The organism is Streptomyces sp. NPDC088746 (assembly GCF_044751065.1).
Taxonomy (GTDB): domain Bacteria; phylum Actinomycetota; class Actinomycetes; order Streptomycetales; family Streptomycetaceae; genus Streptomyces.
Genome location: NZ_JBIVLA010000003.1, coordinates 725,192 through 737,800, shown reverse-complemented (window position 1 = coordinate 737,800; position 12,609 = coordinate 725,192). Strand labels below are relative to the sequence as shown.

Annotated in this window: 5 protein-coding genes; 1 reads left to right on the top strand and 4 read right to left on the bottom strand. The window is 74.5% G+C overall.

What is annotated here, in order from left to right; all coding sequences use genetic code 11:
* Positions 1–32 precede the first annotated feature (32 nt).
* The 3 genes from ACIP63_RS17705 to ACIP63_RS17695 are packed head-to-tail and all read right to left on the bottom strand — an operon-like array spanning position 33 to position 8,923.
* Entirely contained in the window at positions 33–6,104 is a 6,072-nt protein-coding gene (locus tag ACIP63_RS17705; RefSeq protein ID WP_401516537.1) for an SDR family NAD(P)-dependent oxidoreductase, read from the bottom strand.
* A 56-nt stretch (positions 6,105–6,160) separates the two neighbouring features.
* Positions 6,161–7,744 (bottom strand): PfaD family polyunsaturated fatty acid/polyketide biosynthesis protein, encoded by a 1,584-nt coding sequence (locus tag ACIP63_RS17700; RefSeq protein ID WP_401516535.1) that lies wholly within the window; start codon positions 7,742–7,744, stop codon positions 6,161–6,163.
* A gap of 33 nt (positions 7,745–7,777) precedes the next feature.
* Positions 7,778–8,923: an SDR family oxidoreductase gene (locus ACIP63_RS17695; RefSeq protein ID WP_401516534.1), complete on the bottom strand. Its 1,146-nt coding sequence runs from the start codon at positions 8,921–8,923 to the stop codon at positions 7,778–7,780.
* Between the two features lie 786 nt (positions 8,924–9,709).
* On the opposite strand from ACIP63_RS17695, the gene ACIP63_RS17690 reads away from it, so the two are divergent.
* On the top strand, positions 9,710–11,068 hold the full coding sequence (locus ACIP63_RS17690) for a hypothetical protein (RefSeq protein ID WP_401516532.1): 1,359 nt from the start codon (positions 9,710–9,712) through the stop codon (positions 11,066–11,068).
* A gap of 39 nt (positions 11,069–11,107) precedes the next feature.
* On the opposite strand, the gene ACIP63_RS17685 is transcribed toward ACIP63_RS17690, so the two are convergent.
* Positions 11,108–12,490, bottom strand: coding sequence for a flavin-containing monooxygenase (locus ACIP63_RS17685; protein ID WP_401516530.1), 1,383 nt, complete (start codon positions 12,488–12,490; stop codon positions 11,108–11,110).
* Between the last annotated feature and the right edge of the window lie 119 nt (positions 12,491–12,609).

The window sequence follows — 12,609 nt, the reverse complement described above, 5'->3', positions numbered from 1 at the left end:
ACTTCACGGCGGGGCGGAGTCCGGGGACGCGGTCAGGAGGGGCGGCGGACGAGCTCGACACCGATCAGTTCCAGCCGTACGGACCCGTCGGCGTCGATCAGCGCCGCGTCACAGCGCGCCCCCGTGTCGTGCGCCTTGCGTCCCCGTACGACACACCGCACGGTGCCGTCCGACGGGCCACGCCTGTGCACCCTGCACTCGGCGACGGCCATGGGCAGCGTGGCCGCCCCGAGTACGGCCTCGCCCCAGAGCAGGGCGAGCTGGAGCGCGCCGTCCACGGCGGCCGGGTCGACCGTCCAGTGCGCGCCCTGCCAGTCCAGGGCGCGCACGCCCGCGACGGTCGCATCGGCACCCTGCTCGGAGACGCCGTGCACCGCGTGCAGGGCGTGGAAACGCGGACCGTGGAAGAGGACCTTCCCGTCGTACACATCGGGTCGGCCGAGCGGCCTCAGGCCGGCCGGGGCGCCCCACGCCGCCGGGTCCGGCTCCCCGCTCCCGGCGTCCAGCACGGCCCGGAAGTGCGCCAGGCCGTCCCCGCCCCGCAGTTCCGCCTCCAGAGCCGACGGTGAACCGGGTGCGCCCCGGCTGCCCGACAGGGTGAGCCGGTGGCCCGCACCTGCCAGGTCCGGCAGGGCGCACTTCTTGTACACACGCAGATCGCGCAGGACGAGCGGTCCGGGGGCCGGCAGCCAGGCCGTAGCGGCGCTCGCGAACCAGTTCAGGACCAGGGCCACGGGCAGCACCGGGGCCTCGGCGGGAGCGTGGTCGGCCAGCTGCGGCAGGGTGTCCGAGCGGACCAGCACCTGCGCCCGGAGCGGGCCGCCGACCGGGGAGAGGGCCGCAGGGTCGTCGCCGGCCGCAAGGACGACGCGGGCCTCACCGGCGGTGCCGTCCAGCTCGGCGGTGAAGGCGGCCGCGCCCTGCTCCAGGGGGATGAGCGGGACCCCGGACCGGCCGAAATGCGCGGCCAGGGCAGGCGTGACCATGCCGCCCTGCCAGGGGCCCCAGGCGATGCACCGCACCAGGCAGCCGGGGCGGCGGGCCTGTTCGGCCGACGCGACCTGATGGAGGACCTCGTTGGCCATGGCGTAGTCGCTCTGCCCGGTGTTGCCGAACACGGCGGCCACCGAGGAGAACAGGCAGATCAAGTCCAGCGGATCGTCCGCCGTCGCGGCCAGCAGCGCCCGCAGACCGTCCACCTTGGTGGACATCACCAGCTCGGCCTGCTCGTCGCTCTTGTCGGCGATCAGCTTGTCGGCCAGGACTCCCGCACCGTGCACGATGCCGGTGACCGGCCCCCACGTGTCGCGTACGTCGCGGAGGGCGGCGGCCAGGGCGTCGGCGTCGCGGGCGTCGGCCTGGACGTACCGGACGGGGGACCCGGCGGACTCCAGCGCCGCCAGTGTCGCGCGCACCTCCCGTGCGGCCAGGATCTCCCTGGCCCGCGCCGCGATCCGGGCGGGCGAGGAGTCCGCCGCGTCCCTGCCGGAGCGCTCCGCCAGCAGCCGGGTGAGCGTCGGCTCGTCGGACGCCGAGGCCAGTTCCGCGGGTTCGGCGGCGGGGTCGGTCCTGCCCACCAGGACGATCCGTGGACCGTGGGTCCTGGCGAGGTCCAGGAGGGCGGCGGCGGTCACCCCACGCGCCCCGCCGGTGGCCACGATCACGGACTCGGAGGTGATCCGCCGCGTGTCGCCGGGCGTCACCGGCTCGGGCACCGTCCGCAGGAGCGTGCGGGTGCCGTCCGCGCGGAGACCGACCTCCATGTCGGCTCCGCCTTCGAGCAGTTCCCGCACGATCGCCCCGGCGAGCTCCTCGTCGCCCCGGCCGCCCCGCTCGCAGTCGACGATCCTGACCGAGGCGTCCGGCCACTCCTTCGCCGCGGTCCTGGCCAGCCCCGCGACACCGCCCAGCCACGCGCGGCCTGGCGCACGGCCACCGACCCCGAAGTCGCCCCCGGTGTCCTGCACGGTCACGAACAGCGCACCCCCGGCGGCGGTTCGCGCCGCCACCGTACGCGCCGCGCGGAACGCCGACCGGTGGACCTCCGTCGCCTCCTTCGGCCCGTCGCCCGCGGTCAGCCCGCCGAGATGGACGACACCGCGTGTGCCTGCGGGCACCTCCGCCTCCGCGGTGGCGTCCACGCCGCGCTCCGTCAGCTTCCGGGCGACGAGACCGGTCAGCCCGCATCCGTCCGTGCCCTCGCCTGTCACCACGACGGGGCCGTCCAGCAGTCCGGCCGTCGCCAGGCCGGAGGCCGGCGACTCCACCACGCGCGGCACCAGCCTCGTCAGCGCCGCCGTCCCACCGGCCCCGGCGCGCGTGGCGGTGCGCCCGGCGACCTCCGGGGTGCCGGAGGGGGGCCCGGGCACACCGCGGGGCTCCGGTACGGGGGCGAGCGCGTCCCCGGGGAAGCCGGCCGCGTCCTGGGGGCCCGGCGCCGGATCCCCCGAGGGGCGGGCGCCGGCGGTGAGCGCCTCGACGATCTCGCGCAGGGTGCGGAGCTTGCCGAGGTGGCCGACGTCTCCCGCCCCCAGGTCGCCCACCTGACGGCGTACGGCCGACAAGATCTCGACGCGCTTGATGGAGTCGACCCCCAGGTCCGCCTCCAGCTCCATGTCCATGTCGAGCATGTCGCTGGGGTAGCCGGTGAGCCGGGCCACCACGGAGAGCAGCAACTCCTCCAGCTCCGACGGCGAAAGGGGCACGACATCATCAGCCGGAGCCGGAGCCGGAGCCGGAGCCGTCGCGGGCGGAGGCGCTGCTCCCGCCCCGGCGTACGCGGGGGCCACGGGAGCGGCGGCAGGGACGGGCACGGCCGCCGTGACACCGGCCGCGACCGGAGCCGGTGCCACGGACACCGGCGCGCGCCCAGGTGACGAAGGCCGGGGCAGCGGCAGCGGCACGGGGGGAGCCGCCGCGTCGAGCACCTCACCCGTGCGGGGCATTCCGAGCATCGCGGCCAGAGTCGTCTCGGTCATCCGCAGAAAGGCCACATGGCTGTCCGTCAGCATGCGTTGGCAGGCCGCGTGGGCCTCCGCGGTGTGCCGCTGGACGCTCTCGACCGCCGCGTACCAGTCGGCGCCGACGGCCTCGGCGGCGTAAGGGGAGACGGCCTCGTGCACGGGCCCCGGCCCCGGTGACGGTACGACGTCGTGGGCGCTCGCCGGATCGGGTGTGGGCTCCGGTGCGGGCAGGGGGACCGCCGGGGTGCCGGAGGTGGACGCGTGCACAGGGGCGGTCCGCGGTCGGCCTTCCGGCCCACGCTCCGGTGCGTGCGACGGCTCGGCGGATGCGGCGCGGGGCTGGTGGAGCTGACCGTAGTTGGCTCCGCTGATCTTCACGGTCATTCGGGGCTCGCGTTTCTTCGCTGAGGCTCCGGGCGTGCCGTACGGCGCCCAGAGGCTGTCGAGGTCGAGGGGGACGCCGCGCACGGCGAGTTCGCCGAGCGCGGCGTGCAGGGTGCTGACCCCGGACCGGCCCGGCCGGTCCAGGGGGACGGCCGCGTGTTCGCGGTCGCCGAGGATCTGTCCGACCAGACCGGTCAGCGCGGCGCCCGCGCCGACCTCGACGAAGGTCCGGACCCCCGCCGCGTACATCGCCTCGATCTGGTCCTGGAAGAGCACCGGTGAGGCGAGATGACCGGCGATCCGGCGGCGCACCTCGTCGGGGTGCGACGGATACGGTTCCGCGTCGGCGTTGCCGTAGACCTCGATCCCGGGCTCCGTGAGCGGCACCGTGCGCAGGTACGAGGCGAGCGGCTCGGCGGCCGGGGCGACCAGCGGGCTGTGGAAGGCGGTCGACGTGGCCAGCCGACGCGTGCCCGTCCCCTCGGCCGCGAAGGCCCTCTCCGCGCGCAGTACGGCCTCCTGAGAACCCGAAAGCACCACCTGGCGCGGGGAGTTGTGGTTGGCCGACCAGATCTCGCCGAATCCGCCGCCGGCCAGCACCTCCGCCACGTGCGCGCGGTCCGCCGCCACGGCCAGCATCGCGCCCGGCGTGACCGCGTCCCGCATCAGCTCACCGCGGCGGCGGGCCAGCCCCACCAGCGCCTCCGCGTCCAGCACACCCGCACAGTGCAGAGCCACCAGCTCACCGAAGCTGTGGCCCGCCACGCAGTCCGGCCGCACGCCCAGCTCCCGCACCACCTCCAGCAGTGCGAGCGCGTGCACGGCGAGGGCGGGCTGCGCCCACTCGGTGGCGTCCAGGAGGGCCCGCCGGTCCGCGCGCTCCTCATCGGTGAAGGCGGGCGGCGGGAAGACCACCCGGTGCAGCGGCCGTCCGTCGAAGCGGGTGGAGCCGAGCCGGTCCCACACGGCCTGGGCGGCGGGCGCCAGCATGGCGAGGCCCGCTCCCATCCCGACGTACTGGGACCCCTGCCCCGGGAACAGGAAGCCGATACGGCCCGGAGCGGGCTCCCCGGACGCGTACCGGACGCCGGCGGGTGTGGAGAACGCCGTGCCGGGCCGCTGCCGGATCGACGCGACCGCCTGCGCGTATTTCTCCCGCAGGTCCTCACCGTCGGTGGCGACGACGGCCAGCCGCACCCGGTCGGTGGGTGAGAAGGAGGTGTGGCTCTCTTGTGCCAGGGAGGCCAGCGAGCGGCCGTCGTCCGTCCCCGGCGGCACCAGCTCCGACACGGAGGCGCCGCTGAAGAGGACGAGTTCGCTCGGCGCCGACCGGTGGCGCAGGGCCGCGCGGCCGCGCGCCGAGGGCACGTACTCCTCCAGCGTGACGTGGAAGTTGCTGCCGCCGAAGCCGAAGCTCGACACCGAGGCCCGGCGCGGATGCCCGGCGGGGCGTACCCACGGGCGGGTCTCCGTGTTGACGTAGAACGGGCCGTCCGGGGTGGCGGCCGCCGGATTCGGCCGGTCGACCTTGACGGTCGGCGGCAGCACCTTGTGGTGCAGGGCCATGACCGCCTTGAGCAGCCCCGCCGCACCCGCCGCGCACTTGGTGTGGCCGATCTGCGACTTGACCGAGCCGATCGCGCACCACTGCCCGTCCGGACGGCCCGCCGCTCCGAACACCTCGCCGAGGGCGGCCAGTTCGGCGGTGTCCCCGGCCTTCGTGCCCGTTCCGTGCGCCTCGACCAGCTCCACGGTCTCCGGTCCGTAACCCGCCTCCTCGTAGGCGCGACGCAGGGCGCGCGCCTGGCCGTCGGGCAGCGGGGCGTAGATCGCCGTGCTCCTGCCGTCGGACGAGGTGCCGATGCCCCGGATCACCGCGTGGATCCGGTCGCCGTCGCGCTCCGCGTCGGACAACCGCTTCAGCGCGTACATGACGACCGCTTCGCCGAGCATGGTGCCGTCGGCCGAGGCAGAGAACGGTCGGCAGTCGCCGCTGGGGGACAGCGCGGGGGTCTTGGAGAAACACAGGAACATGCCGATGTCGTTCCCGGTGTCCACCCCTCCGCTGATCACCAGGTCGGCCCGGCCGAGCGCCAGCTCACCGACGGCCGTGGACAGGGCGGCCAGTGAACTGGCGCAGGCGGCGTCGGTGGTGTGGTTGACGCCGTGCAGATCGAACCGGTTGGCGATGCGGCCCGCGACGACGTTCCCGAGCAGCCCGGGGAAGGTGGATTCCCGCCACGGTTCGAAACGGGCCGAGATGCGGTCGCACACGGCCTGCGCCTCGGCCTCCCCGAGTCCGCTCTCCCGAAGCCCCGCGAGCCACAGCGGGCGCTGGGTGCGCCCGTACATGTGCGGCAGGAGTTCCAGGGCGGCCGCGCCGAGGACGACGCCGGTCCGCTCCCGGTCCACCCCGGCCGGTCCGCCGGCGTCGGCCAGTACCTGGTCGGCGACCATCAGGGCGAGCAGCTGGGAGGTGTCCGTCGCCGGCAGGTTGGCGGGCGGCACCCCGTAAGCCATCGGGTCGAAGTCCACCTCCGGCAGGAAGGCGCCCCGACGGGCGTACGTCTTGTCGGAGGCGGCCGGGTCCGGGTCGTAGTGGTCCTCCACCCGCCAGCGGGACGGGGGCACCTCGGTCATCAGGTCCCGGCCGCCGGTCACGATCCGCCAGTAGCCGGCCGCGTCCGTCGCGCCGGGCACCACAGCGCCCACGCCGACCACGGCGACGGGAATCCGGGGGGAGGGGGAAGCGTGCACGGTCTCTCCTGGGAGTGGGGCTGTCGTCGTGCGCGCCTCCGGGGCGCCGGGCGCGCTCACGCCAGCTCGCACGGCGTGTACGTGAAAGCCTCCGGCGTCAACGGGACTCCGTAGGTGCGCAGTTGATGGGCTCTGGTCAGCACGGCGGCCCCTTCGAGCAGGTTGAGCGCGATCTGCACCACCGACCGGTTCGCCGGTTCGGCCAGCACGGTGCCCTCGGCCCACCGGTTGAACGCGCCCATCGCCGGCCCGCACCAGATCTGGTAGTCGGCCCGCCGTGACCCGTCCCCGGTGATCGCCCACCGGCTCGAACTGCCCAGGTACCAGCGGAAGACCAGGGCCATGCGGTGCTTCGGGTCGGCCTCCGCACGGGTGATCTCCGCGGGATCGCGCTGCTCCCAGAACGTGCGGGTCCGCTGCCAGATCTCGTCGAACGGGGCGCGCAGCACGTCACGTTCGATCGGGACGCGCAGTGCGGACGGGATCTCCTCGAGCGAGCCGTGCGCCCGGTACGCCGCGTGGAGCCGCGCGGCCCGCTGGGCGAACATCGTTCCCCGGGAGAGAACCTGCAGTTTCACACCTAGCTCGAACATGTCGGCCGCCGGTGCCATGGCCACATCGGCGATGTCCGCGTCGCAGAGCATGGCCTTGGCCTCGTCGGACAGGCCCGCCTCCACGGCCGTCTGGTTCACCGATCCGACGACCACGTACGACGCGCCGAGGGCGAAGGCGGCGGCCACCGCATCCGGTGTGCCGAGGCCGCCGGCCGCCCCGATGCGGACCGGCCGGCTGTAGCCGAAGCGCCGGCACAGCACGTCGCGCAGCAGGGCGATCCTGGGCAGCAGGGCCGACAGCGGCCGGTTGTCGGTGTGGCCGCCGCTGTCCGCCTCCACGGTGATGTCCTCGGCCACCGGCACCCGGGCCGCCAGCTCCGCCTCCTCCCGGGTCAGTTCGCCCTGGGCGACGAGGGAGCTCAGCAGGGCGGCCGGGGCGGGGGAGAGGAACTTCTCGGCCACCTCGGGCCGGGAGACCTTCGCGAGCACCGTCGTACGCCGGACGATGCCGCCGTCCGCGCCCCGGCGCAGCCCCCGGGCGGCGCACAACACGACGGCCGGGGTCAGGTCCATGAACGCCGACGCGGAGATCCGGGGGACGCCGCGGCGCAGCAGCAGCTCGGCGACGCGCCACTCCAGCTCCGGTTCGGCCGGTGAGTGGATGAGGTTCACGCCCCAGTTCGGGCGCGGTCCCAACTCCTGGACCAGCGTGTGCACGGCCCGCTCCACGTCGGGGTACGCCAGACCTCCCGCGCCGAAGAAGCCGAGCATGTCCGCCCGGGCCATCGCCGTCACCATCCCCGTGGTCGCGATGCCGTTCGCCATCTCGCCCGCGACATAGGGGAAGCGGACGCCGTGCGCCTCGCAGAAGGTGCGGCCGCCGAGCCACTCCGGATACAGCGGCGGCAGCGTACCGAGCACCGGTCCGCCCGGTACGGGACCGGTCGCGAGCCCCAGCTCACGGCCGTCCGGCCCGCTGACCACGTGGACGGGTGCCCGGATCCGCCGGACACAGGCCGTGATCCCTTCGGGGGAGAACACCGGCGGGGACGCGGCGGGGGAGCCGGGAGCTGCGAGGACGGACACGGAGAGGCTCCAACGGGAGAGGACGTCTGCTGGTCAGGCGTGACGGGAGGACGAGAAGGCGGTCGTGGGTGCGTCCGGCGACCCGGTGCGTGCCCGGCCGGGCGGGGCCAGACCGGACCAGAGGTAGTCGAGGCCCACGGGGGCGGACGCGGCCGAGGGCCCCAGCAGCGACCTGACCCGGGTGTCGTCGAACCGCCGCCGGTGGGCCAGATAGGCGGTCATGCCCGGGTAGAAGTCCAGCAGCGCCTCCAGCGCCGACGGGGCGTCCGGCTTGGTGGCGACCAGTTCGACCGTGAGCGGGACCAGCTGTTCGAGCAAGGTCACGACGGTGGGTACGGGCACGTCGCGGTCGTGGACGACGTGGTACGTGTCGACCCCGCCCGAGGGCGTCCGGCCGGCCAGCCGCACCATGACCTCGGCCGCGTGCTCCACCTGCAACAGGTTCAGGTGGCCGTGCGGATGCCCCACCGTGCGCACGCGGGGCCGGCCGGGGGCCTGGGGGCCCGCGGCACCTCGCGCGTCACGCAGGATCCGCTCGATGACCAGCAGCGGATGCGCGGGCAGTTCCGGGTGGGGCGGCACGTCGGAGACCAGGATGCTCGGCCGCATGACCAGGGCCGGGCGGCCGTGCTCCCTGGACCACGCGTGGACGAGCAGCTCCGCCTCGTACTTGGAGCGTTCGTAGGCGTTCTCGAAACCCCAGGCATCGTCCAGCTCGTCCTCGTACGCCACCCCTTCACGTCGTGCTCCGGCCACGAAGGCGGTGCTCACGTGGTGGACCAGGGGACGACCGCGGCCGGCGGTGGCCAGCTCCAGCAGGTGCCGGGTCCCTTCGACATTGGTCCGGCGCAGCTCGGGGAGGTCCCCCTCCAGGTTGATGGAGCCCGCGCTGTGCCAGAGCGTGCCGATGCCGTCGGCGAGCTCCTGGAACGCCCGCGCGGACAGTCCCAACCGGGGCTGTGCGAGATCGGTCTCCACCACCCGCAACCGGCCGGGGAGCCCGGCGACGAACGCCTCGGTGGCGCCCGTCAGTTCGAAGAACCGGATGATGCGGCGCAGAGCGTCTCCCGACCCCGCGTGGGCCAGGACCGTGAGCGAACTGTGCGTGTCGAGCAGGCGACGCAACAGGCGCAGTCCGAGAAATCCGGTGGCGCCGGTGAGGGCGACATGCACGACCATGGCTCCAAGGCTTCGAAAGGGACGGGCCCGCGACCGGGTGCGGAGGGGCGGGGACGTGGTGCCGCTGCTGCGGCGACCGGGAGCGGCGGAACGGGGCGCCACCGGCCGTTCCACGGCGCGGAGTGTCACCCGGCGGTCGTGGTGCGAGCGGCTCGACCCGTCCGGCCGTTCCGGTGCGGCGAGTGCTCGCCGGCCCCCCCGACGCCCCCAGCCTCGCCGGGGGCTTCTCGGGCCCTCTCGGGGCCCGATGATCTCCGGCGCACGGCACACGATGTCAGACGGTGAGCAGGGCGGGACCCCCGATTCGATCCGCTCACCCGAACGAAGTACGCCACGCCGTGACGGCCGCGACCTGCACCGATCGGAGGAATCCCGCCGCAGGCCAGGGCGCCCGGACGTACGGGAGTGAGGCGGCGGTGCGGAGGCGTGTCCCCCCTTCGAGGGATCTTGTGGGCGGGGTTCCGGGACGTTCCTCCCGAGCGCGCACCCGCCTCCGGCGGCGGGCTGCGGGCGGCAGCAGGCCAGTCACCGCACGGCGTTCGGGTGCCCCGGGAGCCTGACGGCGCCTCCGGCGGTCCACCGCGACGGGCGGGGACAGGGCTGCGGGGAGCGGGAGCGGCATTCCGGTGCCGGACGGCTCCGCCGTCGTCGGTGGTCATCCTGAATGGTCGGGCGGGTGGCCGGGCTGCCCGGTCCGGTGCTCGGCCCGCCGGTCGGCCCGCCGCGCTCCGCCCGTCCTCTTCCCGTCGGCCCGCTCGCTGTTGGCACGAATAGGAGCCCTGCCCCATGCCCGTCTCCGATCAGTCCGCCCGGTCCGCCCGGTCCGTCCCGCCGGACACGTCCGGCCGGCCCGGTCGGTCCGTTCCCTCGCCCCGCCATCCGGCCCACTCCGTCGACCGCGCCTTCCTCAACCTGGAACGCCGCCGGCCCGACGTCCGTTGGGACGCCGGCGGCGTCGCGTACCTCAGCGGCCCGGCCCCGGCCCTGGCGGACCTCCGCGCGTATGTGGGCTTCCGCCTGGGCGAACTGCCCCTGCTCACCAGCCGGGTCGAGGGCGGCCGGCGGCTCCGGTGGCAGCCGGACGCGGACTTCGCCGTCGACCGGCACGTGCACGAGGTGGTCGCCGACGGCCCCGACGGGTGGGACGCCGCCCTGCACACCGCGCTCAACGCCCCGTTCGCGCCCGGCGCGTACTGGGGTGTGTGGCTGGTCCACGGCCACGCGCCCGACGCGTACGCCGTGTGCTACCGCTTCCGCCACGCCTGCCAGGACGGTTCGGCCGCCGCCATGACCTTCCGGACGATGCTGGGCGAGGGGGAACCCTCCGCCCGCCCGGTGCCGGGCGGGGGCCGTGGGGCCGGGGTGCCACGGCGCGTGGGCGCGGCCGTCGGACTGGCCACGAAATTCGTCGCCGGCTCCCTCGTCGTCCGCCGGCACCGACCCGGAGCCGCGTTCGTGCCCTCGGGGGAGCAACGGCTGTGGCGGGGGCGCGTACCGGTGGACACCCTCCGCCGGATCGGTGCGCCGCGCGGCGGCTCGGCCCACGACGTGCATCTCGCGGCTCTCGCCGGGGCGTTGTCGGTCTGGTCGGACCGCTCCGGCGTACCGCTCCCACGGGTGACGGCCGTGCTGCCCGTCGACGCGCGCCGCACCGAAGAGGACCAGACATGGGGGAACCGATGCTTCGCCCTGCCGCTTGAGCTGCCCGTGCGGATCGCCTCACGGCGCACGGACGGGTCCCAGGACGGGGCGGCGCCCCTGCGGCGACTGGACCACGTCATGACGGCGACCCGGAAGCTGCGGGGCGAGGCGTGGCGGCAGGCCATTCAGGACCTGGTGCGCTTCATGCCGGGCCGCCCCACCGACTGGTACATGCGAAGGGTGCTCTCCCCACGCGTCACCAACGTCATGGCCACCTCCATGCCGCTCGCCGACAAGGGGAGCCTGGGGGAGACGCAGGTGACCGGCACCGCTCTGCTGCCCCTGCTCGTACCCGGGCACCTCTTCGGGGTGGGGCTGTCGTTCTTCGGTGACTGGGCCGAGGTGTCCTTCGTCGCCGACCGCGCCCTCCCGATGGGGGAACTGCTGCCGGAGCTCTGGGAGCAGGCCGTGGGGGAGCTGGAGGAGAGCTCGGCGCCGGCGTGAGCTCGGCCCTTGCCCTGTCGGGCCCGCGGACGGCGAGGATCAGGCGGCGTCGGCCGCCGGAGCGGGCCCGGCCACGCCGGGCAGCGACAGGAGCGCACCGCGTGCCCGGCGCCTGCCCGCCCGGAGTTCCCTGCGGAGGGCTCTCCGGTAGGAGCGGATGTCGATCTCGATGCCGTGACGGTAGGTGGACACGTACGTCTTCTCATGGCGGCGCCGTTCACGGGCGATCGCCTGCTCCATGTCCTCCGGTGAGGGAAGGGCGACCGTGCCCTCCAGCAGGTCGGTGATCCACTCCGCCTGCGGTTCGAGCAACGGGAAGGCCGCACCGGCGGGTTGGGCGAGCCCCATGAAGTAGAGCCCGGGGAGCCGCGGCGGGACCGTGCGCAGGTAGAGCTCGGTGCGGCCGCCCGGGGCGGCGAAGACGGAGGGGTCCAGGAAGGGGAAGGTGATGGAGTAACCGGTGGCGTACACCACGGCGTCCACGGGTTCGCGGCTGCCGTCCGTGAAGGCCGCCGTGTCCCGGCCGAAGGAGCTCACCCCGGGCTTGGGGGTGACCGCGCCACGGGCCAGTTGGACGAGGAGTTCGTCCGAGGTGGAGGGGTGGGCGGCGAGGGGGCCCCGGACCGGTTCGGGGAGCCCGTAGTGGGACGGGGCGCCACGGGTGAGCCGCAGGAGGAGCGCCATCGCCGGCCCCTTGAGGGGCTGCGGAAGGCGGGACAGCGGGCTCCACACCAGATGGTCCGCCGGCCGGCCGAGCAGCATCTTGGGGAACACATGCGCCGCGTCGCGTGCGGAGAGGTACGTCCGCGCGGCCGTACGGGAGATCTCCGCCGCGATCTCGCACGCGGAGTTGCCCATGCCGACCACCAGCACCCGCAGCCCGGCATACGGCTCGGGGGAGCGGTAGTCGTGCGAGTGGACGGCGGGCCCCTCGAACTGCTCGGCTCCGGGGACGGCCGGGTCGGGCAGACGGGGGTCCCAGTGGTGACCGTTGGCCACCACCACCTCGGTGTAACGCCGTGTCTCCGTCTCCGCGTCCGTGTCTCCGCGGGGCCGGAGGGCGACCTCCCAGCCGCCGTCGTCCAGGGGCCGCACCGAGGTGACCTCGGTGCCGGGCGTGATGTGGCGGTGCAGGCCGAAGGAGGTGGCGTAGTCCTCCAGGTAGGCGAGGACCTTGCTGTGGTGCGGAAAGACAGGATAGGTCTCCGGCATGGCCAGCGAGGAGAAGGACATGCTCTCCTTCGAGATGTTCGCGTGCAGCGACGCGTACACCCCCGACATGCCGTTGTCGTTGCCGTACCGCCAGAGGCCGCCGATCTCCGAACCGGCCTCGAAGCAGTCGAACGGGACGTTCCGGGAGGCGAGGACCTTGCTCGCTGCCAGGCCGGACGGCCCCGCACCGATCACGCACGTTCTCCGCATGACTGTCCGACCTTCCCTCGTGTGGACGTGACCGCGCCCGAGCGCGCGTGAGGGGGAGGACCGTACGACGGCGCCCGGCCGCGGCGCTCCGGCCCCGGTCACGCTAGTCACCCGCGCTC